At 61.1% G+C, this 21,719-nt stretch carries 26 protein-coding genes; 10 read left to right on the forward strand and 16 right to left on the reverse strand.

What is annotated here, in order from left to right:
• Nucleotides 1–357 precede the first annotated feature (357 nt).
• Both AC3A5O_RS08225 and AC3A5O_RS08230 read left to right on the forward strand, forming a co-directional pair.
• Nucleotides 358–1,704 carry an MATE family efflux transporter gene (locus tag AC3A5O_RS08225; RefSeq protein ID WP_122566254.1) on the forward strand — a complete coding sequence of 449 codons (1,347 nt, stop codon included), beginning with the start codon at nt 358–360 and terminating at the stop codon, nt 1,702–1,704.
• Nucleotides 1,705–1,927: 223 nt separating this feature from the next.
• The gene (locus AC3A5O_RS08230; RefSeq protein WP_487753089.1) at nt 1,928–2,587 is read left to right on the forward strand and encodes an HAD family hydrolase; all 660 of its coding nucleotides are present in this window, start codon (nt 1,928–1,930) and stop codon (nt 2,585–2,587) included.
• A gap of 129 nt (nt 2,588–2,716) precedes the next feature.
• Here AC3A5O_RS08230 and ppnN read toward each other — a convergent pair whose 3' ends face one another.
• Nucleotides 2,717–4,090: a nucleotide 5'-monophosphate nucleosidase PpnN gene (ppnN, locus tag AC3A5O_RS08235; protein WP_122566255.1), complete on the reverse strand. Its 1,374-nt coding sequence runs from the start codon at nt 4,088–4,090 to the stop codon at nt 2,717–2,719.
• Between the two features lie 217 nt (nt 4,091–4,307).
• Here ppnN and AC3A5O_RS08240 point away from each other — a divergent pair, with 217 nt between their 5' ends.
• Both AC3A5O_RS08240 and AC3A5O_RS08245 read left to right on the forward strand, forming a co-directional pair.
• Nucleotides 4,308–4,841 carry a DUF3087 family protein gene (locus AC3A5O_RS08240; RefSeq protein ID WP_305481804.1) on the forward strand — a complete coding sequence of 178 codons (534 nt, stop codon included), beginning with the start codon at nt 4,308–4,310 and terminating at the stop codon, nt 4,839–4,841.
• 108 nt (nt 4,842–4,949) lie between these two features.
• Nucleotides 4,950–5,705 (forward strand): OBAP family protein, encoded by a 756-nt coding sequence (locus AC3A5O_RS08245; RefSeq protein ID WP_305467545.1) that lies wholly within the window; start codon nt 4,950–4,952, stop codon nt 5,703–5,705.
• 225 nt (nt 5,706–5,930) lie between these two features.
• Here the strand turns inward: AC3A5O_RS08245 and AC3A5O_RS08250 are convergent, their stop codons facing one another.
• The 8 genes from AC3A5O_RS08250 to AC3A5O_RS08285 all read right to left on the reverse strand — a co-directional run bounded on the left by AC3A5O_RS08250 (nt 5,931) and on the right by AC3A5O_RS08285 (nt 12,624).
• Entirely contained in the window at nt 5,931–6,158 is a 228-nt protein-coding gene (locus AC3A5O_RS08250) for a hypothetical protein (RefSeq protein ID WP_305467544.1), read from the reverse strand.
• 63 nt (nt 6,159–6,221) lie between these two features.
• Nucleotides 6,222–6,404, reverse strand: coding sequence for a con-10 family general stress protein (locus AC3A5O_RS08255; protein ID WP_122566259.1), 183 nt, complete (start codon nt 6,402–6,404; stop codon nt 6,222–6,224).
• Between the two features lie 219 nt (nt 6,405–6,623).
• Nucleotides 6,624–7,187, reverse strand: a complete 564-nt coding sequence (locus AC3A5O_RS08260; protein ID WP_092328079.1) for an ATP-dependent Clp protease proteolytic subunit — start codon at nt 7,185–7,187, stop codon at nt 6,624–6,626.
• A gap of 115 nt (nt 7,188–7,302) precedes the next feature.
• On the reverse strand, nt 7,303–8,358 hold the full coding sequence (locus AC3A5O_RS08265; RefSeq protein WP_122566260.1) for a DNA topoisomerase IB: 1,056 nt from the start codon (nt 8,356–8,358) through the stop codon (nt 7,303–7,305).
• A 314-nt stretch (nt 8,359–8,672) separates the two neighbouring features.
• On the reverse strand, nt 8,673–9,752 hold the full coding sequence (modC, locus tag AC3A5O_RS08270) for a molybdenum ABC transporter ATP-binding protein (RefSeq protein WP_305467542.1): 1,080 nt from the start codon (nt 9,750–9,752) through the stop codon (nt 8,673–8,675).
• 3 nt (nt 9,753–9,755) lie between these two features.
• Complete coding sequence (gene modB / locus AC3A5O_RS08275) at nt 9,756–10,436, reverse strand: molybdate ABC transporter permease subunit (RefSeq protein ID WP_487753090.1); 681 nt, start codon at nt 10,434–10,436, stop codon at nt 9,756–9,758.
• Nucleotides 10,437–11,189 (reverse strand): molybdate ABC transporter substrate-binding protein, encoded by a 753-nt coding sequence (gene modA, locus AC3A5O_RS08280; protein ID WP_305467541.1) that lies wholly within the window; start codon nt 11,187–11,189, stop codon nt 10,437–10,439. It abuts the gene before it with no gap.
• A gap of 361 nt (nt 11,190–11,550) precedes the next feature.
• Nucleotides 11,551–12,624: an NAD(P)H-dependent flavin oxidoreductase gene (locus AC3A5O_RS08285; RefSeq protein ID WP_305467540.1), complete on the reverse strand. Its 1,074-nt coding sequence runs from the start codon at nt 12,622–12,624 to the stop codon at nt 11,551–11,553.
• 149 nt (nt 12,625–12,773) lie between these two features.
• On the opposite strand from AC3A5O_RS08285, the gene AC3A5O_RS08290 reads away from it, so the two are divergent.
• A complete protein-coding gene (locus AC3A5O_RS08290; protein WP_305481800.1) occupies nt 12,774–13,262 on the forward strand; it encodes a GyrI-like domain-containing protein in 489 nt (162 codons plus the stop codon).
• Here AC3A5O_RS08290 and ada read toward each other — a convergent pair.
• From ada to AC3A5O_RS08315, 5 genes are all read right to left on the reverse strand, one after another.
• Nucleotides 13,226–14,299 carry a bifunctional DNA-binding transcriptional regulator/O6-methylguanine-DNA methyltransferase Ada gene (gene ada, locus AC3A5O_RS08295; RefSeq protein ID WP_122566266.1) on the reverse strand — a complete coding sequence of 358 codons (1,074 nt, stop codon included), beginning with the start codon at nt 14,297–14,299 and terminating at the stop codon, nt 13,226–13,228. The two genes, AC3A5O_RS08290 and ada, sit on opposite strands and share 37 nt — an antisense overlap.
• A gap of 88 nt (nt 14,300–14,387) precedes the next feature.
• Nucleotides 14,388–15,068, reverse strand: coding sequence for a DNA oxidative demethylase AlkB (alkB, locus tag AC3A5O_RS08300; protein ID WP_122566267.1), 681 nt, complete (start codon nt 15,066–15,068; stop codon nt 14,388–14,390).
• Complete coding sequence (locus tag AC3A5O_RS08305) at nt 15,055–15,771, reverse strand: 2OG-Fe(II) oxygenase (protein WP_305467537.1); 717 nt, start codon at nt 15,769–15,771, stop codon at nt 15,055–15,057. Before AC3A5O_RS08305 ends, alkB begins: the two co-directional genes overlap by 14 nt.
• A 272-nt stretch (nt 15,772–16,043) precedes the next feature.
• Entirely contained in the window at nt 16,044–16,214 is a 171-nt protein-coding gene (locus AC3A5O_RS08310; protein ID WP_305467535.1) for a hypothetical protein, read from the reverse strand.
• A gap of 29 nt (nt 16,215–16,243) precedes the next feature.
• Nucleotides 16,244–16,546, reverse strand: a complete 303-nt coding sequence (locus AC3A5O_RS08315) for a DUF1883 domain-containing protein (RefSeq protein ID WP_003182962.1) — start codon at nt 16,544–16,546, stop codon at nt 16,244–16,246.
• A 202-nt stretch (nt 16,547–16,748) separates the two neighbouring features.
• Here AC3A5O_RS08315 and AC3A5O_RS08320 point away from each other — a divergent pair, with 202 nt between their 5' ends.
• Complete coding sequence (locus AC3A5O_RS08320) at nt 16,749–17,105, forward strand: hypothetical protein (RefSeq protein ID WP_122566269.1); 357 nt, start codon at nt 16,749–16,751, stop codon at nt 17,103–17,105.
• A 109-nt stretch (nt 17,106–17,214) separates the two neighbouring features.
• Nucleotides 17,215–17,445: a hypothetical protein gene (locus AC3A5O_RS08325; RefSeq protein ID WP_122566270.1), complete on the forward strand. Its 231-nt coding sequence runs from the start codon at nt 17,215–17,217 to the stop codon at nt 17,443–17,445.
• A gap of 40 nt (nt 17,446–17,485) precedes the next feature.
• On the opposite strand, the gene AC3A5O_RS08330 is transcribed toward AC3A5O_RS08325, so the two are convergent.
• Both AC3A5O_RS08330 and AC3A5O_RS08335 read right to left on the reverse strand, forming a co-directional pair.
• Nucleotides 17,486–17,767 (reverse strand): hypothetical protein, encoded by a 282-nt coding sequence (locus AC3A5O_RS08330; protein ID WP_122566271.1) that lies wholly within the window; start codon nt 17,765–17,767, stop codon nt 17,486–17,488.
• A 115-nt stretch (nt 17,768–17,882) separates the two neighbouring features.
• Nucleotides 17,883–18,095 carry a hypothetical protein gene (locus AC3A5O_RS08335; RefSeq protein WP_060741669.1) on the reverse strand — a complete coding sequence of 71 codons (213 nt, stop codon included), beginning with the start codon at nt 18,093–18,095 and terminating at the stop codon, nt 17,883–17,885.
• 234 nt (nt 18,096–18,329) lie between these two features.
• On the opposite strand from AC3A5O_RS08335, the gene galU reads away from it, so the two are divergent.
• From galU to ahpC, 3 genes are all read left to right on the forward strand, one after another.
• Nucleotides 18,330–19,169, forward strand: a complete 840-nt coding sequence (gene galU / locus AC3A5O_RS08340; protein ID WP_003182953.1) for a UTP--glucose-1-phosphate uridylyltransferase GalU — start codon at nt 18,330–18,332, stop codon at nt 19,167–19,169.
• 354 nt (nt 19,170–19,523) lie between these two features.
• Nucleotides 19,524–20,882: a glutathione-disulfide reductase gene (gene gorA, locus AC3A5O_RS08345; protein WP_122566272.1), complete on the forward strand. Its 1,359-nt coding sequence runs from the start codon at nt 19,524–19,526 to the stop codon at nt 20,880–20,882.
• 179 nt (nt 20,883–21,061) lie between these two features.
• On the forward strand, nt 21,062–21,625 hold the full coding sequence (gene ahpC / locus AC3A5O_RS08350) for an alkyl hydroperoxide reductase subunit C (protein WP_003202998.1): 564 nt from the start codon (nt 21,062–21,064) through the stop codon (nt 21,623–21,625).
• The last annotated feature ends 94 nt before the right edge of the window (nt 21,626–21,719 follow it).

Genomic DNA, 21,719 nt, shown 5'->3' on the forward strand with positions numbered 1-21,719 from the left:
TAACTGGTTATCTGCCAAACCGACCCGGTCTTGAGGACCAATCGTCCGGTTTCGATAAAAATAATGGCACAGTGCTATCTAAGGATAGACGAGATTGGAAAATTGTCGAGATGGCCTGACCTGTGGAAGTCCCGTGGCGCGGGCGCTTGCTCCCGCTGGAGCGAGAAGCGGTCCCAAAAATGGCTGGGGCGGTTAGCCTGATACACCGCGTGTTCAGGTATTGGGGCTGCTGCGCAGCCCAGCGGGAGCAAGCTCCCTCGCCACAGGAGCGGTTTGCGCCGAATCTTCTGAAACGATTTGTATGGATTGAGCTAAATTACCCCGCATCGGATTTTCGAACCTGCCATCAGAGTCCCCATGCCGACCCAGCCCCTCTGGAAAACCTATCTCCTGTTCCTGATCCCCATGGTTCTGTCCAACTTCCTGCAGTCCATGTCCGGCACGTTCAACAGCATCTACATCGGCCAGATGCTCGGCACCCAGGCATTGGCGTCGGTGTCGGGCATGTTTCCCATCGTGTTTTTCTTTATCGCTTTGGTGATCGGCCTGGGCGCGGGCGCGGGGGTGCTGATCGGGCAGGCCTACGGTGCCGGCGAAACCGGCACGGTGAAGGCGATTGCCGGTTCGACGTTGTTGCTGGGGGCGATTATCGGCCTGATGGCGGCGGTGCTGGGCAGTGTCTTTGCGCGTCAGGCGTTGCAAGGGCTCGGCACGCCGGCCGATGTACTGGAGGATGCCGTTGCCTATGCCCGGGTCATGCTGTGGATCCTGCCGATGTTGCTGGTTTTCGTGCTGTTCACCCAATTGCTGCGCGGGGTGAGCGATACGGTGTCACCGATGTTGGCGCTGCTGGTGTCCACCAGTGTCGGGTTGCTGCTCACGCCAGCGTTGATTCGCGGCTGGCTGGGGTTGCCGCAGATGGGCATCCAGAGCGCGGCATGGGCGGGGCTGGCGGGGACGACGTCGGCGATGCTGATGCTGGCATGGCGCCTGAGTCGCCGCCAGCATGCCCTGGCGCCGGACCGCGCGTTGTTCGCGGCGATGCGCCTGGACCGGGAAATTCTTGGCAAGGTGCTGCGCATTGGCCTGCCCACGGGGTTGCAGATGGTGGTGATCTCGTTGTCGGAGTTGGTGATCCTGGCACTGGTCAATCGCCATGGCTCCGAGGCTACGGCGGCCTACGGCGCGGTGACGCAGATCGTCAATTACGTGCAGTTTCCGGCGCTGTCGATTGCCATCACCGCCTCGATCCTCGGCGCCCAGGCCATCGGTGCCGGCCGCCTGGAGCGCCTGGGGCCGATCCTGCGCACGGGGCTCGCGATCAATCTCTGGCTCACCGGTGGGCTGGTTCTGCTGGGCTATCTGTTGTCCCACTGGCTGCTGGGGTTGTTCATCACCGCCCCGGCGGCCCGGATCCAGGCCGAACACTTGCTGCATATCATGCTCTGGAGCTTGCTGGTGTTCGGCTTCCAGGCGATCGTCGGCGGCATCATGCGTGCCAGCGGCACGGTGCTGGTGCCGGTCGTCATCTCGATTTTCTGCATCGTCGCCGTGCAAGTGCCGGCCGCGTATCTGCTGGACGCGCACTTCGGGTTGCAAGGGGTATGGATGGCGTTCCCGGTGGCTTACTTGAGCATGCTGCTGTTGCAGACGCTGTACTACAAGCTGGTCTGGCAGCATCAGCCGATCGAGCGCCTCGTTTAGATCGCCGTTTTGTAAAACAACACAAACTCCCTGTGTGCGAACCTGTGGGAGCAAAGCTTGCTGTGGGAGCAAAGCTTGCTCGCGATGCAGACACCTCGGTTTCTGAGAGACCGCGTCAACTTTATCGCGGGCAAGCCTTGCTCCCACAGGTTCTGCTTCCACAGGTTCGGTGCCTGACGATGTTACAGTGGCCATCACCCGCCACGCCGCCACCGAGGATCCGATGCCTGCCAGTCTCCCCACTCACATCGCCTACCGCGCCTTCCTGTTCGACATGGATGGCACCCTGCTCAATTCCATCGCCGCCGCCGAGCGGATCTGGACGCGCTGGGCCCTGCGCCATGGCGTGGACGTGGCGACGTTCCTGCCGACCATCCATGGCGTGCGCGCCATCGACACCATCGCCCGCCAGCACCTGTCGCGGGTGGATGCCCAAGCGGAAGCCGAGCAGATTACCCGCGAAGAAATCGAAGACGTCGAAGGGGTGGTGCAAGTGCCCGGTGCGCTGGCTTTCCTGGAAAGCCTGCCGCCAGAGCGTTGGGCAATCGTCACCTCGGCGCCCATGGCGTTGGCCTTGCGCCGGATGGAAGCGGCGGGGATCCCCCGTCCCGGTGTGATGGTCACCGCCGAGGATGTGAGCGACGGCAAGCCCAACCCCACCTGCTATCGCCTGGCCGCCGAGCGCCTGCAAGTGGCGCCCCAGGACTGCCTGGTGTTTGAAGACGCCGAGGCCGGAATCCGGGCAGGCGAGGCTGTCGGGGCTGACGTGATGGTGGTAACGGCAACGCACACGCACCCGGTGGTCAGCCGTCATCCGCAGATCAAGGATTACCGTGGACTGGGCCTTGAAGTGGATGGCGCCGGCTTGATGCGAATTCTGTAGCCACCGCAAATCCCCTGTGGGAGCGAGCTCGCTCGCGATAGCGGTGGTTCAGCCTGCATCAATGCTGAATGTGCCACCGCCATCGCGAGCAAGCTCGCTCCCACATTGGATTTGTGGCCCTCAGATAGGTCAGGTCACCACGCGATAGCACGGCACATACGCCGCGCCGCCCGGCAGTTTCATGCGGTGTTGGGCGACGAAGGCCTGGAGCAGGCGGTCGAGGGGTTCCATGATGGCGGCGTCGCCGTGGATCTCGTAAGGGCCGTGCTCTTCGATCAGACGGATGCCCTTGTCCTTGACGTTACCGGCCACGATCCCCGAGAACGCCCGGCGCAGGTTGGCCGCCAGTTCGTGGGCGGGCAGGTCGCGGCTCAGGCCCAGGCTGGCCATGTTGGCGTGAGTCGGGTCGAACGGGCGCTGGAAGCCCTCGTCGATCTTCAGCAGCCAGTTGAAGTGGAAGGCGTCGTTGCGTTCGCGGCGGAACTGCTTGACCTCCTTGAGCCCCTGGGTCATCTGCCGTGCCACTTCGGCCGGGTCGTCGATGATGATCTGGTAGTGCTTCTGCGCTGCTTCGCCCAGGGTCGCACCGACAAACGCATGCAACTGGTCGAGGTACGGCGCGGCGCTTTTCGGCCCGGTGAGAACAACCGGGAAGGGCAGGTCCTGGTTGGCCGGATGCATCAGGATGCCCAGCAGGTACAGGAACTCTTCCGCCGTACCGGCGCCACCCGGGAAGATGATGATGCCGTGGCCGACACGCACGAAGGCTTCCAGGCGTTTCTCGATGTCCGGCAGGATCACCAGCTCATTGACGATCGGGTTTGGCGCTTCGGCGGCGATGATGCCCGGCTCCGTCAGTCCCAGGTAACGGCCGCCATGGATGCGCTGCTTGGCGTGGGCAATGGTGGCGCCTTTCATCGGGCCTTTCATCACGCCCGGGCCGCAACCGGTGCAGATGTCGAGGCTGCGCAGGCCCAGTTCGTGGCCGACCTTCTTGGTGTATTTGTATTCTTCGGTGTTGATCGAGTGACCGCCCCAGCACACGACGATTTTCGGCTCCACGCCAGGGCGCAGGGTACGGGCGTTGCGCAGCAGGTGGAACACGTAGTCGCTGATGCCCTGGGACGAGCTGAGGTCGATGCGCTGGCTGTCCAGTTCGTTCTCGGTGTAGACGATGTCGCGCAGGGCGCTGAAGAGCATTTCTCGGGTGCTGGCGATCATTTCGCCGTCGACGAACGCATCGGCTGGCGCGTTCAGCAGCTCCAGGCGTACACCGCGGTCCTGCTGGTGAATGCGGATCTCGAAGTCCTTGTAGGCTTCCAGGATGGTCTTGGCGTTATCGACATGGGCGCCGGTATTGAGGATGGCCAGGGCGCACTGGCGGAAGAGGTCGTAGATGCTGCCGGAACCGGCTTCGCTCAGTTGTTGGACTTCGCGTTGGGACAAGGTTTCCAGGCTGCCCTTGGGGCTGACCGAGGCGTTGATTACATGTCTTTGAGTCATTCAGCTTTCCTTGAAAACGATGCCATGCACACAACGACGGCATCTTGAAAAAAACGTCCACACCGAAAGATCGCACGATCCTTGCACTATCGCCATGGACTTTGTTCCTCGCCCGGCGAGTCGGTAGCGATACAAAATGAGCCCCAGCATAGCTAAATCGACCGGGCAGGCGATAATGCGTGACTCTTTTGATGCCGTACAAGGAAATTGCGCCGCGATGTTCGAGATCAAACCGTGGGATGGCGACACCTACCGCAGGCAGACCCGCCGCAGCACCCTGATCATCGCGGTGGTGTTCCTGGCCCTGGCGATGCTGCTGTCCAGCCTGGCCGTGATGCTGTTGGGGACGCCCGGAGGCGATAACTTTCGTTTCAACCTCGGTGGGGTGATTGTCGCGGTGCTGGCGATGGCTGTGCTGATGCGCCAGTATTTCTGGTCGCAGCCGTGGATGGCCGCCGCGGTGTACGGCTGGCAGCTCAAGCGCAGCCTGATGAAAATCACCAACGTGATGCACCAGGTGACGGCTGGGGTGCAGGCCCAGGACCCCGCTGCCATGAAGCTGCTGCGCTTTTATCACCTGGGGCTGGCCCAGATGCATCAGCTGGACGCCAACTCCAGCGCCCAGGGTTCCCTGGCGCGGGAAGCCGACGCGCACCTGGCGAACATGCAGGCGCTGGGCCTGGACAGCGAACAGTCGCGCCTTGACCCGAGTTGGATCGAGACGGTGAAGCAGGCCTATAGCGCCGGTTGATCGGTCAGAGGCGGCCGATGCGCGCCGTTCGTCGGTAGGCCGTCAGGAAAATCAAACCCGCCCCAGGCACTGTCTTTCTCATGATCAGTCATGCAAAGGAGAGATGACATGCCTGATCGAAGTGTTTATGGCAGCTGGAAATGGCTATGGGCAGCGGTTTTTGGATTGACCGGCTGCGCGGGCGGCACGAGCGATTCGCCTGTGGATGCGCCAGGCGCCGCGAAGACCCCGACCACCGCGACGCTGGAAACCGGGGCGCGGATCCTGCAGGACAAACCGCCGTTGCGGGCCTTGGACACCTACCTCGATGGTTTTCATTTCTATAACGGGCGCATGTCCGGGCAGATGGAAGCGCATCACTACTGCTCGGCGCTGAACGAGGAAGTCTTTCAGTGCGCCATCTTCGACGGCAATACCTCCAGTGCCAAGCTGATGGGCGTCGAGTACATCATCAGCCAGCGCTTGTTCGAAGGTTTGCCGGCCAGTGAAAAACAGCTGTGGCACAGCCATGTGCATGAGGTGAAATCCGGGCAGTTGATTGCGCCCGGGATTCCCCAGGCAGCGGAAACCCGGTTGATGAAAAATCTGATCGGCACTTACGGCAAGACCTGGCACACCTGGCATACCGAACAGGGCAATGCACTGCCTTACGGGGTGCCTCAGCTGATGATGGGGTTCACGGCCGATGGGCAGGTTGACCCGCAGTTGGTACGCGAGCGGGACGCTCGGATGGGTGTCGACAGCGAAGCGAAAAAGCGTGCCCGAGCGGGTATCGACACGCCGGCGATTGATCCGGGTGCCGATGCTTGGCAGAAAGGGCAGGTGTGGCAGATCAAGGATCCGACTGGCGAACACGCACATTGAAGGGGGAAATACTAATTTGTGATAAGGGATTTATTTGTGGCGAGGGGATTTATCCCCGCTGGGCTGCGAAGCAGCCCCATCTGACCACTTTGGTGGAGCAGGGAAATCCGGGTTGCTTCCATAAGGACTGCTTCGCAGCCCAACGGGGATAAATCCCCTCGCCACAAGAGCCCTTTGCCACAAAGAAAGGTGCGAAGTGCTTGTGATGATATAGGAGAAGTACAACTACGGCTGTTTGAAATGCCCAGGCACACCATGCTCTTTTTCATTGGGCCTGGTTTTTTTCTGAACTTGCACATCGCTGAGTTCAACCTCCTTGAGTTCATTGAACGTCGCCCTCAATAAGGCTTCGGCTTCGCTGACACTCAATGTCTCGGAGTTGGCCTCGACCACGCGATTGTCGGGTTGGCCATTGCTGATGAAACTGATGATGAATCGATCCTGGCTGCTCATGGGCGACCTCGGTACGGTTAAGCGCCAGGGCGCAGCGTGCCTGCGCCCCGACGGTTTTCCAGGTTACGATTTTCTGCCGCCGCCTTGGCTGCGTCCGCCACCTTTCCTGCCGGCTTCAGAGGCTTTTTCCCGGTCGTTTGCAAAATTATTGCCGCCCGAAGCTTGGCCGCCTTTCTTCCCGGCTTCCGATGCTTTTTCACGATCATTTGCGAAATTACCTGGGTTCTTGTTTCCGGTGTTAGCCATTTTGAGAATCCTCATTTCGGTTAAGCGAGCAACGGCCTCGCTTAATTGTGAAAGAAAATGCCCGAGGGAAGTTTAATGAAAAAGCTTCGTTAGCGACGAACGGTGATCCGAGAAAATAACGCCATAAAAAACTTGTACAGCCGCTTCGCTTAAAAGTTGTACAGGATTACTGGAGTTTATTGAGGGGGGCATCAGAATTTTATTTATTAATGCCTCGGTTTAATCTTCGCCGCCGCTGACTTTCCAATGCTTGGCTTCCACAGGGAACACGACTTGTTCGACCCGATGGGCGATGCCAAAGGCCAGGGAATTTTCGGCCGGAATCACCCGTTCCTCGGCGCACAGGCATTTGAAGATATCCAACTGGGTCGCGGCGCCGGCGGTTTCCTTGACGTAGATCTCCACGTACCGCGCCACGTCGTTGTCCAGGCTGGACAGGTATTCGCGCAAGCGTGAATGGTCCACGGATTTCTGGCCGAAATACCAGTTCATCGGATGAATCAGGAAACGCGAATGCGGCGTGGTGGTACGGTCGCTGGCCGCCAGGAACATGATGATGCCCATCGATTCGATGTTGCCGGCATTGACCGCACGCACCGGTACTGGAAGGGACTTGATGAAGGTATAAAGCGTAAAACCGAAGTTGGTGCTGCCGCCGACGGTGGAGAGGTTGAGCATCAGCGAGTCGGCGCCTTTCTCGATGGCTTCCAGGCAGTTGTCGCGAAAGCGTTCCGTGGTTCCCTGATCGATCTGGCAATGAAAATGGACAATGTGTTCGGACATCTGAAACTCCTGTCGATTTCACCCTTTTAAGTCTGCGCAGTGGCCGTGCCGTAAAGTTGGGAGTCCGGTGGTCTGCGGATGTTCCGCCTCCTTGGCTCGCTGCGGGTGAATCGCGTCAACCCGATTGTGCCTGTTCGCACGCCTCGGCGGCTCGTGTCATACGCTGCAAGAATAGCGTCAGTCCGGCTTCTTCTTCGCTGAGGCCTTTGCGGGCCCGGGGTTTGGGCAATGCCTTCAGGGCGCCGAGCAGAAAGCCTTCCACCACCGCCGGGTGGATGTAGCATTTACGACAGACGGTCGGTGTGTTGCCCAGTTGTCGGGAGACCTGCCTGACCATCTCGGTGACGTGCCTCTTGGCTTCGGTCTCGGTTTCCCAGCGCAGCGCCCGCAGCCCGGCCAGAGCGGCTGCGCTGCCAGCCCAGGTGCGGTAGTCCTTGGCGGTGAAATCGGCGCCGGTGAGGGTTTTGAGGTAGGCGTTGATGTCCGAAGAGCTGATGGAGTGCCGCTCGCCGTGTTCGTCCAGGTACTGGAACAGGTTCTGCCCGGGAATCTCCTGGCAGCGCTTGATGATCCGTGCCAGGCGCCGGTCTTTCACGGTGATTTGGTGCTCGACGCCGCTTTTGCCGCGAAACTGGAAGGCGATGGCGCTGCCGTTGATCTCGACGTGTTTGTTGCGCAGGGTCGTCAGGCCGTAGGAGTGATTGGCGCGGGCGTATTGGGGGTTGCCGACGCGGATCAGGGTTACGTCCAGCAGGGTGATAACCGTGGCCATGACTTTGTCGCGGCTGAAGCCGGGCGTGGCGAGGATTTCTTCCAGGCGTTTGCGCAGGCGCGGCAGGGCACGTCCGAATTCCAGCATCCGTGAATACTTGTCCGCATCGCGCACCTCACGCCAGCGCGCATGGTAGCGGTACTGCTTGCGCCCGCGGGCATCGCGGCCAGTGGCCTGGAGATGACCACGGGGGTCGGTGCAGATCCAGACATCGGTATAGGCCGGCGGCACCGCCAGGGCATTGATGCGCTGGATCTCGGCCGCGTCGGTGATGCGTCGGTCCTGCGGGTCGAAATAACAGAATTTGCCCCGCAGCTTTTTACGGGTGATGCCTGGGGCCGTGTCATCGACGTAATGCAGGTCGGCCGGCAGAGCATCCGGTGTCAGGGTGTCGGGCATGAAAAAATTCCTTGGCAACGAATCCGGTGGCCTGTGAATTCATTGACCGCAGTCCGTTGTGGTCGTGCCAAGATTCTGAGGTTGCCGCAAAACCTGTGGGAGCAAACCTGCAGGAGCAAACCTGCAGGAGCAAACCTGCAGGAGCAAACCTGTAGGAGCAGACCTGCAGGAGTAGACCTGTGGGAGCAAGGCTTGCCCGCGATAGTATCGCCTCGGTCTATCAGCTACACCGAGGTGCTTGCATCGCGGGCAAGCCTTGCTCCCACAGCCTTGCTCCCACAAGTTTCCACAGTGTGATCCGCTGGTTACGGGCCCTAAGCCAACACCGCCACCGCCTTGATCTGTGCCCACAACACCTGCCCCGGCTGCAGATTCAACTGGTCTCTGGAATAGCGGGTGATGCGCGCCAGCAGCGGGGTGCCGGCGGCGTCCAGGCGCACCAGCACATGGGCAGCGTTGTCGGCGGCCTGTTCGCTGATCACGGTGACCGGCAGGCGGTTGAGGATGCTGGTCTGGGCATCGTTCGCCAGGCTGAGGCTGACGTCCCGGGCCTGGACCTTGAAGCGCAGCGGCTGGCCGAGGGCCAGGGACGTGTGGGCCACGCGTACGTTCAGTTGGCTGTCGGGCAGGTTCAGGGTCAGCAATTGATACGCCGGGTCATAGCCGCTGACCTTGCCCTCGATCACCACCCCGGCGTCATCCCCCAGGGCCAACGGCAGGTCGAGCCGGGCCAGGGTTTCGCCGATCGGCCCACTGGCCAGCGCGCGGCCAGCGTCGAGCATCACGATGTGATCGGCCAGGCGCGCCACTTCGTCCTGGGAATGGCTGACATACAGCACCGGGATGTCCAGCTCATCGTGGAGACGTTGCAGGTACGGCAGGATTTCGTTTTTGCGCCGGCTATCGAGGGCCGCCAGCGGCTCATCCATCAGCAGCAGTTGCGGGCTGGTGAGTAAGGCGCGGGCGATACCCACCCGTTGGCGTTCGCCGCCGGAGAGGTTGTGCGGCTGGCGATCGAGCAAGTGCCCGATGCCCAGCAGATCGGTGGCCTGGTCCATGTCCACCCGCCGTTGTGCCGGAGCAATACGCTTGAGGCCGAACGCCAGGTTGGCCCGTACCGACAGATGGGCGAACAGGCTGGCCTCCTGGAACACATACCCCACCGGCCGCTTGTGGGGCGGCACGAACACCGCGTGCTCGCTGTCCTGCCACACTTGGCCATTGACCTCGATAAACCCCCGGGCCGGTCGCTCCAACCCGGCGATGCAGCGCAGACAGGTGGTCTTGCCGGAGCCGGAAGGCCCATACAGGGCGGTCACGCCACGGCCTGGCAGTTGCACATCCAGATCCAGGGAAAAAGCCCCATGGTCGAGCTGAAAACGCGCGTTGATCATTGATCAGCTCCAACCTGCACGGGTTCGGCGGCTGGAGTACAGCGCCAGCAGCACCAGGAATGAAAACACCAGCATCGCCGCCGCCAGCCAATGGGCCTGGGCATATTCCAGGGCTTCGACATGGTCGTAGATCTGCACCGACACCACTCGGGTTTTCTCCGGGATGTTGCCGCCGATCATCAGCACCACGCCGAATTCGCCGACGGTGTGGGCGAAGCCAAGAATTGCTGCGGTGATAAAGCCGGGGCGGGCCAGGGGCAGGATGACGCTGAAAAACGTATCCCAAGGCCCGGCCCGCAAAGTGGCGGCGACTTCCAGCGGACGACTGCCGATGGCAGAGAAGGCGTTCTGCAACGGTTGCACCACAAACGGCATGGAATAGATCACCGAGCCGATCACCAGCCCGGTGAAGCTGAAGGTGAGAGTGCCCAACCCGAGGGCATGGGTGAGCTGTCCGATCCAGCCGTTCGGCCCTAATGCCAGCAACAGGTAAAAGCCAATCACCGTGGGCGGCAGCACCAAGGGCAACGCCACCACCGCGCCCACCGGCCCGCGCAGCCAGGAGCGGGTGCGCGACAGCCACAACGCGATGGGCGTGCCGATGAGCAGCAGGATCACCGTGGTCAGGGACGCCAGTTTCAGGGTCAGCCAGATGGCGGCATAGTCGGCGCTGGTCAGGGGCATTTAGCGTTGGTAACCGTAGGCTTGGATGATGGCGGCGGCTTTCGGCCCCTTGAGGTAATCCACCAGGGCCACGGCGGCGGGGTTGTCCCGGCCCTTGGTGAGGATCACCGCGTCCTGCTTGATCGGGTCGTGCAGTTCGGCCGGGACGATCCACGCCGAGCCGCCCGTCACCTTGCCGTCCTTGTACACCTGGGACAAGGCGACGAAGCCCAGTTCAGCGTTACCGGTGGAGACGAACTGGTAGGCCTGGGTGATGTTCTGGCCTTCGACGAGTTTGCTTTTGACTTGGGCGGTCAAACCCAGTTTGTCCAGCACCTGGGTCGCGGCCAGGCCATAGGGTGCGGCTTTCGGGTTGGCGATGGACAGGTGTTGGAAATCGTTGTGCTTGAGGACTTGGCCCTGGTTGTCGACATAACCGGCCTTGGCCGACCACAGCGCCAGGGTGCCAACGGCGTAGGTGAAGCGTGAGCCCTTGACGGTGTCGCCTTCGCTTTCGAGCCGGGCCGGGGTGGTGTCGTCGGCGGCGAGGAACACCTCGAAGGGCGCGCCGTTCTTGATCTGCGTGTAGAACTGCCCGGTGGCGCCGTACGCCGCCACCAGCTTATGCCCGGTGTCTTTTTCGAAATCGGCGGCAATGGCCTGGATCGGCGCAGTGAAATTGGCGGCGACCGCCACCTGCACCTCGGCGGCCTGGACGGCGCCAATGGCCAGGCACGGGATCAACAGCAACGGCGCGAAGCGGGTGAGGCGCATAGGTGAGGCTCCGAGGGCAGATTCGCTATATACCGGAATATATAGCGAATGACTGACAAACGGAACGCGGCATTTTGCCTGGGGAGCGAGGGTGCAAGGGCTGGCCCCATCGCGAGCAAGCTCGCTCCCACATTGGATCCGTGGCGAACCTACATCTTGCTACCACACCAGAACCCCTGTGGGAGCGGGCTTGCTCGCGAAGACGGCGGTATATTCAACATTCCTGTCGACTGACCCAGCGCTTTCGCGAGCAAGCCCGCTCCCACAGGTACAGTGGCGTCACCCAATGTCGTGGTTGCCAGCAATCCCCCTGTGGGAGCGAGCTTGCTCGCGATGGCGTGCTAACGACCGATGATGACCATCAGGCTCGACCCAGGCGATTGAGCCGAGCCTGCGCCTCTTCAGCCAACCGCCGGGTCAACTCGGCCGTCGACAGCTCGCGCCCCAATGGGAAGGCCTGGCCGGCCCAGAGGTTGCTGAAATCCTCTTCGCCCTTGGCACGCAACGGCATCAGCGCACCGCCCGCCAAGGGAAAGGCCGGAGCCAGCGGGCTCATCGGGCCCACTTCGCGCATCACCCGGTTGACGATGCCTCGGGCCGGGCGACCGGTGAACAGGTTGGTGACAGCGGTCTGGCTTTCCTTGGCCGTACGCAACGCCCGGTGATGGGACGCGCTGATCTTCGCCTCAGGCGTGAACAGGTAAGCGCTGCCCAATTGCACCGCCGAGGCACCCAAAGCGAACGCTGCGACAATCCCGCGTGCATCGCCAATGCCACCGGCGGCGATCACCGGCACCTTCACCGCATCCACCACCTGCGGCAGCAAGGCAAACAGGCCGACCTGGGTATCGAGGTCGTCGCTGAGGAACATTCCACGATGACCACCGGCTTCATAGCCCATGGCGATGATCGCATCGCAACCGTGCTGTTCGAGCCAGATGGCTTCCTCGACGGTGGTGGCTGACGAGAGGATTTTCGCGCCGGTGGCCTTCACCCGATCCAGCAAGGATTTTTCCGGCAGGCCAAAGTGGAAACTGACGACCTTGGGCCGCATCTCTTCCAGCACCCGGCAGGCAGCATCATCGAAGGGCGTGCGGTTGGACACCGGGGTCGGTGCGTCGAAATCGACGCCCAGTTCCTGATAGTACGGTTTGAGCCGTTGCTTCCAGGCCTCGGCCCGCTGTTCGTCGAAGGCCGGCGGCTGGTGACAGAAGAAATTCACATTGAACGGCTTGTCGGTCTGTTCGCGGATGGTCGTCAGTGCCTGGCGCAACTGCTCGACATCGAGCATCGCCGCCGGCATCGAACCCAGCCCGCCGGCATTGCAGGTCGCAACCACCATGGCCGGCCCGGTCACCCCGGCCAGCGGCCCCTGGATGATAGGCAGCTCGATACCGAGCAGGTCAAGAATGCGGGTGTCTGGCCACTGGCTCATGTGCGGGGTCTCCGACGGCAGAAGGAAACAGCGTTTTTAGCAGGTGTGAGCCGGCAAGGGCCAGTCGAGTTTTTCAATCGGGCGCTGCACCTTGATCCCCATGGCGGGAGGGTTACCATGCGGGCTCCATACATCAAGGAGCCTGACTCATGGAAGTGAAACTCAAGACCGTCAAACCCTTCACCGTGGCCGGTTTGCAGGTGCGCACCCGCAACACCGACGAGCAGCGACTCGACACGGCAAGGATCGGTCCGATGTGGCAGCAGTTCTTCACCGAAGAGCTGTTCGACAAAATCCCGGCCCGGCAGTCGGAGTCGTTCGTCTACGGGGTGTATTCCAATTATGAGTCCGACGCCACCGGCCACTTCGACGTAACGGCCGGGGTGCAGGTGTATGAGGCCAGCGCAGGCTACCCCGCCGTGGACATCGAAGGCGGGGAATACCTGGTGTTTTCGGCCAAGGGGAAGATGCCCGATTGCGTGATCCAGGCCTGGGGCCTGATCTGGGCGTACTTCGCGGATAACCCGCAGACACTGCGCCGCTTCACCACCGATTTCGAGGTCTACAGCGCCCCCGAATCCGTGGCGATCTACATCGGCGTTCAGTCCCCGGCCGAGCGCTCCAGTTCCAGCAACTGACGCTTGCGCTCCACCCCCCAGCGATAGCCCGACAGGTTGCCGTCGCTGCGCACCACCCGGTGGCAAGGGATCGCCACCGCCAGGCTGTTGGCGCCGCAGGCCTGGGCCACGGCGCGCACGGCCTTGGGCATGCCGATGCGCTGGGCGATCTCGGCATAGCTGGCGGTACTGCCGGCGGGAATGTCCCGCAACGCTTGCCAGACCCGCTCCTGAAAGGCAGTGCCGCGCAGGTCCAAGGGCAGGTCCAGGCCCAGGGCCGGCGCTTCGATGAAGCCCACCACCTGGGCGATCAACTGTTCGAATTCGCGGTCGGCACCGATGAGGTTGGCCCGGCGGAATTTGTCCTGCAGGTCGCGCACCAACGCATCCGGATCGTCGCCCAGCAGGATCGCGCACACGCCACGCTCGCTTTGCGCCACCAGGATCGCCCCGAGGGAGCATTGGCCGACGGCGAAACGGATGTCGGTGTTCTGCCCGGCAGCGCGGTAGTCGGCGGGCTTCATGCCCAACACTTTGTCGGCCGCCTCATAGAAACGGCTGTTTGAATTGAAACCGGCGTCGTACAGCGCCTCGGTGATCGTGCCGCCATCGGCCAGGCGTTCGCGTACCTTGCGTGAGCGGTGAGCGGCGGCGTAACCCTTGGGGGTCAGGCCGGTGACCGCCTTGAAGACCCGGTGAAAATGGAAGGGACTCAAGCCCGCGCTGGCTGCCAGTTCATTCAGGCCTGGCAGTTCCTCGGCGGCTTCGATCTGCCGGCAGGCGGCCGCGACCCGTGCCGCTTGTTGGGCGGCGATCTGGGTCTGGTCCCGGGCCACGCGCTTGCTCGGCCGGTAGCCGGCGGCCTGGGCCTGTTCCGGCGTGTCGAAAAATTCGACGTTGCGCGGGTTGGGCAGGCGCGACAGGCTGCTGGGGTGGCAGTAGATGCCGGTGGTTTTCACGCCATAGACGAATTGCCCATCGGCGCGTGGATCGCGGGCGAGCACGGCGGCCCAGCGCGGATCCAGTTCAGGGGCGAGATTGTTCGAAGTGCTGTTCATGGTCGTTATGTCCATTGGCCCGTTTTGTCTACAGTAGCGAGCCTGTGGGGTGGCAGCACTCCGGGTCTTGCGGTTGAATTCTGCATCTTCATCCGGCGGTGCGAAACGTCAGGTTGATCCGCTGGGCGCCCAGGCGCGGGTGCTGTCCTTCCTTGAGCGGCAGTACGCCGTGGTAACGCAACCGATCCACGCCGCCCCAGACCACGATGTCGCCATGGAACAACGGGATGCGCAGGCTCTTGTCGCTGCGCTCGAACCCGCCGAACTGGAACACCGCCGGCAAGCCCAGGGACATCGAGACGATGGGGGCGGCGAGGGAGCGTTCGTTCTTGTCCTGGTGCAGCGACATCCGGGCGCCGGGCACGTAGCGGTTGATCAGGCAGCTGTCGGGCTCGAAATGCTCGAACTGTGCCTGCCGGGCGGCGGCTTGGGCCAGTTCGCGAAACACCGCCGGCATGTCGGGCCAGGGCTGGCCGGTCTGCGGGTCATGGGCGGTGTAGCGATAGCCGCTGCGGTCGGTGGTCCAGCCCAGCGCGCCGCAACTGCTCAAGGCCACCGACATGGTAAAGCCGCCGGGCGTGACCATCTGCCGGAACGGCGCAGCCTGCAGGACGCTTTCCAGCGCTGGCAGCAAACGCTCGAGCCAGGGCAGGGTGAAGCCGCGCAGCACGAAGGATTGTTGGCCAATCTGTTCGATCTGGCCGGGCGGATTGGGCGCTTGGTCGGCGAACAGGTCCAAGGTGATCGGTGTGTCATTACTGCGCATCATGAAAAATGATTCCCAAGGTGTGCCGTCTGCCGCCGTGCACGCGGCTGACGCCATGGCGCATGTTCACTCGATAATAACCGCGAACGCCTTTGACCGGCCGTTGGTGCACGGCAAATACCACGGCGTCGCCCTGTTTCAGATCGATGACCTGAGGCCGCGACTGCATGCGCGGGCGCTGTTCGGTGAGGACAAACTCGCCGCCGGTAAAGTCCTGGCCCGGTTCCGACAGCAGGATCGCGACCTGCAGGGGGAATACCTGCTCGCCGTACAGATCCTGATGCAGACAGTTGTAGTCCTGCGGTCCGTATTGCAGCAACAGCGGTGTAGGACGCGATTGTCCGGCAGCGTGACAGCGCTGGATGAACTCGGCGTGTTCAAGGGGGTACCGCGCCTCCAGGTCCATGCATTCATTCCAGCGGTTCGCCAGCGGCACCAGCATCGGGTACAACGCCTGACGTAGCTGTTGGATGAGGTCTGGTAGCGGATAGCGAAAATACTGATACTCACCGCGCCCGAATCCGTGGCGGGCCATGATCACTCGGGAACGAAAAAGTCCGCTATCGGCGTACAAATCACCGAGCAGCCGGCATTGCGCTGGCGGCAGCAGGTTGCGAATGATTGCACAGCCGTCCTGGTCGAGGCTTTGCGCCAGGGCGGGCCAGTCCAGGTCGTGTATGCATTGGATCAACGAGGGCGGGGACACGATGACAATCCTTGGTAGAAAGGACTGGTCAGTCTGGGGAGCGCTTTGACGGCTGGCACTCCGGATCTTGCGGTGTGTCGACGCCCGAGCGCTCACCCATCCTGACTGACACACCCGTCACCCTGTGGCGAGGGACTTATCTGTGGGAGCAAGGCTTGCCCGCGATGCAGGCAACGCGGTCTGGCGGGATGAACGAGGCGCCTGCATCGCGGGCAAGCCTTGCTCCCACAATGGAAATAAATCCCCCACAAAAAAACAGTCGGGGTGAGCTGTTACAGCGCTTTGCTGACCTTGAGGTCGCTGATCACATCGTCGGTTTGGCCATGCAACGCCTGCAACGCGGCCTTGGCTTCTTCCTCGGTGCCATTTTCCAGTTGCGCGAACTCGAAGCGGCGTTCGCCGTTGAGCTTGTACTTGATGACGTATTTGGTCGTCTGGGCCACGGTCTTGCCTTTCTTGAAAGGGGCGATGCTCAGCTCAGTTTCGAGCTGGAACGCCGGATGATTTTGATCTTGTGAGTCAGGGTCGGCTTGCGCGTGACGCTGATTGCACGGCGGTTGACGGTGTCGATGGTGATATTCCAGAAACCGGTGCTCGGTGCCGTGATCCTGGCCGGGAAAGTGTCGAACGCGCCACCGTGATACGTGTGCCGGCCGCCGTTCTTGAAGCTGCGGAAGTTGGCGTCGTTCATCAAACGGATGTTGCACATTTGGGAGCATTCGATGACGACAATGTCGTCTTCGTTCAGGTGCTCGCGCTGGTGAATGAATTTCATGGGCGCCTCCAGAAGGGCTTTTTCTACAAAATCAAAACGATAGCAAGGGGCAATGAGGCGCAGTTTATCAGCCCCGAGTGTTAATATCCGGCCCGCGCTCCAGGCTTTGTTCATTTATCGCAGGTGGCGGGGAAAAAAAGCGGTGCGGCACCGGAGCAAAACGGTGTTTGCACTGTCGGAGGATCTTTATTGGAGGAAACATATGAAGCGCAGCGTGTGGGTGTTGGCATTGGCATTGGCCATGAGTGGATGTGCATCGGTATCGGACATCAACCAGACGCCTCCCACCATGAGCGTCATCTCCGGAAAGAAACCTCACGAATATGCCAAGTGCGTTGCCGACAAGCTGGCCAGCAGCCGTGGCTCGCTGCAAATGGAGCCGCACAAGAATGGCGTGCGGCTGATCGTCCCGGGCAAACTGTCGACCCTGCCGGCGGCGGTGTTCGACATTGACGAGCGCTCCAGTGGCAGCAGCATCAAGCTGCACGAAAGCATGTCCAACGTGCCGGTGCGTCCTGGCGATGTGCAGGATGCGGCCAACGCTTGCATTTCCGGTTGAACACCGTCAGCGCCTGACGAGCGGCCCGGCCATCGGATAGACTGGCGCCCTCGACAAAAAATGCCGCCACGGTCAACGTTGGCGGCATTGTCATTCATGGAGTCAGTCGATGAAACGCGAGCAGGTGCGCGAGCGCCATGCAGAAGGCCTTATCTGTGCCACCCACGTGATCCAGAACCCGGCGAGCCCGGGCGAATGGATCGTGTTCTTCAAGAAAAGCGCCGGGCGCAGTTTCTTCCTGGTGGATGAGCAGGACGAAGTCGAGTCCTTCAGCCGGCTCGACGATTTGATCGAGACCATACGTGGCTTGGGGATCAAGTTCGCCGAGATTCACATGTAGGGTTCTGTCTCGCGAACACCGAAAGACAGGACACGGGCTCTTATTTGCACACGACCAGGACGCTGCGGCTGGTGTAGTTGCCGACATCGACACCTAGGGTCTTTTCACTTTCCTTGGCTTGCGGCGTCCCATCGGTGCCGACGATGCGGTAGCCAGTGCCGGCACAGGAGGCATCGGCCTTTTCATAACAAGTGGCCCAGTCATTGGCTTCGCCGGAGCAGTCGATGGTCAGGCCTTGCTCGCCATTGTTCAGGTAGGTTTTTTCGGCAGAGGCACAGCCCGCCAAGGCCAGGACGGCAAACAGCGCCAGCAGTGTTTTCATGGAGTCGTCATCAAGAAGGGAGGGGCAGGCGCGAGAGTATAGCGAATGGCCATTCCGGTACAGAGAAACAAAGCCCCGTTCAATGCCGGGCGTCATTTACTTGGGGCTTGTCTGTTTATTTCTTGCGGCGGGGGCTGCGTGCGGGGGCGCTTTCGCGTTCTTTCGTCGCCGGGGCAGCGCGTTCGTCCTGGAATACCGCAGCCACTTCTACCGCCATGGCCTTGCTGGGCAAAGGACCGGCGACCTGCTCGCCGTGGTAGTTGATAATCCACCACTGGCCGTCCTTGCCCTGGCTGACCGAATAACCGTTTGCGTTTCTTGCCGACATCTAACTGCCTCAATTGGCGTGATCAAGAGCGCCATGATACGTCAAATGCTCGCAAACAGTGCTCACTGGCGTACAGTGGACCGCTGCAGCCATCGAAACGAAAGGCGATTGAACTATCCGCCGTTTTTTATTTCTCTATGATGGCACCGGTTGGCCAGTGCGGGCATTGTAAGGTGCCCGTCGCCTGATTAGACTGCGCCGAAACTCGTACACACCGCCTTTTCAAGGACTTATATGATCAAGAAATGCTTGTTCCCAGCAGCCGGTTACGGTACTCGCTTCCTGCCAGCGACTAAAGCCATGCCCAAAGAAATGCTGCCGGTGGTGAACAAGCCACTGATCCAGTACGGCGTCGAAGAAGCCCTTGATGCGGGCCTGACTGAAATCTCCATCGTGACTGGCCGTGGTAAACGCGCGCTGGAAGACCATTTCGACATCAGCTACGAGTTGGAAAACCAGATCAAAGGCACCGACAAGGAAAAGTACTTGGTCGGCATCCGCAAACTGCTGGATGAGTGCTCGTTCTCCTACACCCGCCAGACCGAAATGAAAGGCCTGGGCCACGCGATCCTGACCGGTCGCCCACTGATCGGTGACGAACCGTTCGCCGTGGTCCTGGCGGACGACCTGTGCGTCAACCTCGAAGGCGACGGCGTCCTGACCCAGATGGTCAAGCTGTACAAGCAGTTCCGCTGCTCCATCGTGGCGATCCAGGAAGTCGATCCGCAGGAAACCAACAAGTACGGCGTGATTGCCGGCGAAATGATCCGCGACGACATCTACCGCGTTCACAGCATGGTTGAAAAACCAAAGCCTGAAGACGCGCCGTCGAACCTGGCGATCATCGGTCGCTACATCCTGACCCCGGACATCTTCGACCTGATCGAACAGACCGAGCCAGGCAAGGGCGGCGAAATCCAGATCACCGACGCCCTGATGAAACAGGCCCAGAACGGCTGCGTCATGGCCTACAAGTTCAAGGGCAAGCGTTTCGACTGCGGTGGCGCCGAAGGCTACATCGACGCGACCAACTTCTGCTTCGAGAACTTCTACAAGACGGGCAAGGCTTACTGATAGCCTGCGCCACGCCTTGAAAAACGCCCCGACTGGTTCGGGGCGTTTTTTTGTGTGGAACAGTTGCTCGCAGATCACTCAAGCAACCCCCTGTGGGAGCGAGCTTGCTCGCGATGGCGGTGGGGCAGCTTGCATCAATGCTGAATGTGCCGACGCTATCGCGAGCAGGCTCGCTCCCACACTGTATCTTCAACAGGCATAAATTTTGTGCTCACCGCTCCACAGGTTTTGGGCCTGACCGATCGACATGAGCCGGTCCAGCTGGCTTTTCCGTTTTCCGCCCCCATAACCATCGCAACGCTGCCTCAGGTGAAAACAGCAGGTATGCTGATGACCTGCCGAAGGAGATAGAAAATGGCCTACGATTTTGACTTGTATGTGATTGGCGCCGGTTCCGGTGGTGTGCGGGCTGCGCGGTTTGCCGCCGGTTTTGGGGCCAAGGTGGCCGTGGCGGAAAGCCGCTACCTGGGCGGGACCTGCGTCAACGTGGGCTGCGTGCCGAAAAAACTGCTGGTCTACGGCGCGCATTACGCCGAAGACTTCGAGCAGGCACCGGCCTTTGGCTGGACGGCGGGCGAGGCGAGTTTCGACTGGGCCACGCTGATCGCCAACAAGGACCAGGAGATCAATCGCCTCAACGGCATCTACCGCAACCTGCTGGTCAACAGCGGCGTCGTGTTGCACGAAGGTCACGCCAGGCTGACCGGCCCCCATGAGGTGGAGATCAACGGCCAGCGCCACACCGCCAAGCATATCCTGATCGCCACCGGCGGCTGGCCGGTGATCCCGGACATTCCGGGGCGCGAGCACGCCATCAGCTCCAACGAGGCGTTCTTTCTCAAGGACCTGCCCAAGCGTGTCATCGTGGTGGGCGGTGGCTACATTGCGGTGGAGTTCGCCGGGATTTTCCACGGCATGGGCGCGCAGACGTCGTTGCTGTATCGCGGTGACCTGTTCCTGCGCGGCTTCGACGGTGCGGTGCGCAAGCACCTGGCCGAAGAACTGACCCGACGTGGCCTGGACCTGCAATTCAACGCTGACATCAAATCCATCGAAAAACTGGACGATGGCAGCCTGAGGGTCGAGCTCAAGGATGGCAAAACGTTGATCACCGATTGTGTGTTCTACGCCACCGGCCGGCGACCGATGCTCGACAACCTTGGCCTGGAAACCACCGGCGTCACGCTGGATGAGAAAGGTTTCGTGAAGGTCAACGAAAAATACGAGACCACCGAACCGTCGATCCTGGCCATTGGCGATGTGATCGGTCGCGTCCAGCTCACCCCCGTTGCCCTGGCCGAAGGCATGGCGGTGGCGCGGCGTCTGTTCAAGCCCGAGCAGTATCGGCTGGTGGATTACCGGATGATCCCCACCGCCGTGTTCAGCCTGCCGAACATCGGCACGGTGGGCCTGACCGAAGAGCAGGCCCGGGAAGAGGGGCATAAGGTCGAGATTTTCGAAAGCCGCTTCCGCCCAATGAAGTTGAGCTTGACCGACTGCCAGGAGCGCACCCTGATGAAACTGGTGGTGGATGCCCAGACCGACAAGGTCCTGGGTTGCCACATGGTTGGTCCGGATGCCGGTGAAATCGTCCAAGGCTTGGCCATCGCCCTCAAGGCCGGCGCCACCAAGCGCGACTTTGACGAGACCATCGGCGTGCACCCAACCGCCGCCGAAGAGTTCGTGACAATGCGTACGCCCGTCGCCTCCTGACTACCCGGCGGATAGATGGCGAGCCAGCCTGCTCGCCATCTATATTAAGTTTTCTTCTATCTATTTAGCGGCTGATAGCCAAAACCAATCATTCACATCAGGTTTGCCAATGAGCCAGCCTGGGGATGAGTGGTTAAGATTCCCTCCATCAACTTTTCAACCCTGATGGAGAAACATCGATGCCTATCATCAACAGCCAAGTTAAACCGTTCAACGCTACCGCCTTCAAAAACGGCGAATTCGTCGAAGTATCGGACGCCAACCTGAAAGGCAAGTGGTCTGTCGTGTTCTTCTACCCGGCTGACTTCACCTTCGTTTGCCCAACCGAGCTGGAAGACCTGGCTGACAACTACGCTGAATTCCAGAAGCTGGGTGTCGAGATCTACAGCGTTTCCACCGACACTCACTTTGCCCACGCTGCCTGGCACAACACTTCGCCAGCCATCGGCAAGATCCAGTACACCATGATCGGCGACCCGACCCACGTCATCTCCCGCAACTTCGACGTGCTGATCGAAGAAGTTGGCCTGGCTGACCGCGGTACTTTCGTGATCAATCCAGAAGGCCAGATCAAGATCGTTGAAATCAACGACGGCGGCGTAGGCCGTGACGCTTCCGAGCTGCTGCGCAAGATCAAGGCCGCTCAGTACGTTGCCGCTCACCCGGGCGAAGTCTGCCCAGCCAAGTGGAAAGAAGGCGAGGCCACCCTGGCGCCGTCCCTGGACCTGGTCGGCAAGATCTAAGTCTGTGAGTCATCCGAGGGCGATCCGCTCTTAATCAAGTAAGCCGCTTCGCCCCAAAAAACGCCCGGGCGAGATTCGCTCGGGCGTTGTTTTT

Source organism: Pseudomonas sp. Soil_N_39 (assembly GCF_057655955.1).

Coding starts and splice junctions, on each gene's coding strand:
- modB (WP_487753090.1), bottom strand. CDS start 10,436: ATGCCCCTGACCAGCGCCGACTATGCCGCCATCTGGCTGACCCTGAAA.
- AC3A5O_RS08290 (WP_305481800.1), top strand. CDS start 12,774: ATGGAAGTGAAACTCAAGACCGTCAAACCCTTCACCGTGGCCGGTTTG.
- ppnN (WP_122566255.1), bottom strand. CDS start 4,090: ATGACTCAAAGACATGTAATCAACGCCTCGGTCAGCCCCAAGGGCAGC.
- gorA (WP_122566272.1), top strand. CDS start 19,524: ATGGCCTACGATTTTGACTTGTATGTGATTGGCGCCGGTTCCGGTGGT.
- ada (WP_122566266.1), bottom strand. CDS start 14,299: ATGAACAGCACTTCGAACAATCTCGCCCCTGAACTGGATCCGCGCTGG.
- modA (WP_305467541.1), bottom strand. CDS start 11,189: ATGCGCCTCACCCGCTTCGCGCCGTTGCTGTTGATCCCGTGCCTGGCC.
- AC3A5O_RS08265 (WP_122566260.1), bottom strand. CDS start 8,358: ATGCCCGACACCCTGACACCGGATGCTCTGCCGGCCGACCTGCATTAC.
- modC (WP_305467542.1), bottom strand. CDS start 9,752: ATGATCAACGCGCGTTTTCAGCTCGACCATGGGGCTTTTTCCCTGGAT.
- alkB (WP_122566267.1), bottom strand. CDS start 15,068: ATGATGCGCAGTAATGACACACCGATCACCTTGGACCTGTTCGCCGAC.
- AC3A5O_RS08230 (WP_487753089.1), top strand. CDS start 1,928: ATGCCTGCCAGTCTCCCCACTCACATCGCCTACCGCGCCTTCCTGTTC.
- AC3A5O_RS08250 (WP_305467544.1), bottom strand. CDS start 6,158: ATGAGCAGCCAGGATCGATTCATCATCAGTTTCATCAGCAATGGCCAA.
- AC3A5O_RS08320 (WP_122566269.1), top strand. CDS start 16,749: ATGAAGCGCAGCGTGTGGGTGTTGGCATTGGCATTGGCCATGAGTGGA.
- AC3A5O_RS08240 (WP_305481804.1), top strand. CDS start 4,308: ATGTTCGAGATCAAACCGTGGGATGGCGACACCTACCGCAGGCAGACC.
- AC3A5O_RS08330 (WP_122566271.1), bottom strand. CDS start 17,767: ATGAAAACACTGCTGGCGCTGTTTGCCGTCCTGGCCTTGGCGGGCTGT.
- galU (WP_003182953.1), top strand. CDS start 18,330: ATGATCAAGAAATGCTTGTTCCCAGCAGCCGGTTACGGTACTCGCTTC.
- AC3A5O_RS08335 (WP_060741669.1), bottom strand. CDS start 18,095: ATGTCGGCAAGAAACGCAAACGGTTATTCGGTCAGCCAGGGCAAGGAC.
- ahpC (WP_003202998.1), top strand. CDS start 21,062: ATGCCTATCATCAACAGCCAAGTTAAACCGTTCAACGCTACCGCCTTC.
- AC3A5O_RS08255 (WP_122566259.1), bottom strand. CDS start 6,404: ATGGCTAACACCGGAAACAAGAACCCAGGTAATTTCGCAAATGATCGT.
- AC3A5O_RS08245 (WP_305467545.1), top strand. CDS start 4,950: ATGCCTGATCGAAGTGTTTATGGCAGCTGGAAATGGCTATGGGCAGCG.
- AC3A5O_RS08285 (WP_305467540.1), bottom strand. CDS start 12,624: ATGAGCCAGTGGCCAGACACCCGCATTCTTGACCTGCTCGGTATCGAG.
- AC3A5O_RS08260 (WP_092328079.1), bottom strand. CDS start 7,187: ATGTCCGAACACATTGTCCATTTTCATTGCCAGATCGATCAGGGAACC.
- AC3A5O_RS08325 (WP_122566270.1), top strand. CDS start 17,215: ATGAAACGCGAGCAGGTGCGCGAGCGCCATGCAGAAGGCCTTATCTGT.
- AC3A5O_RS08225 (WP_122566254.1), top strand. CDS start 358: ATGCCGACCCAGCCCCTCTGGAAAACCTATCTCCTGTTCCTGATCCCC.
- AC3A5O_RS08315 (WP_003182962.1), bottom strand. CDS start 16,546: ATGAAATTCATTCACCAGCGCGAGCACCTGAACGAAGACGACATTGTC.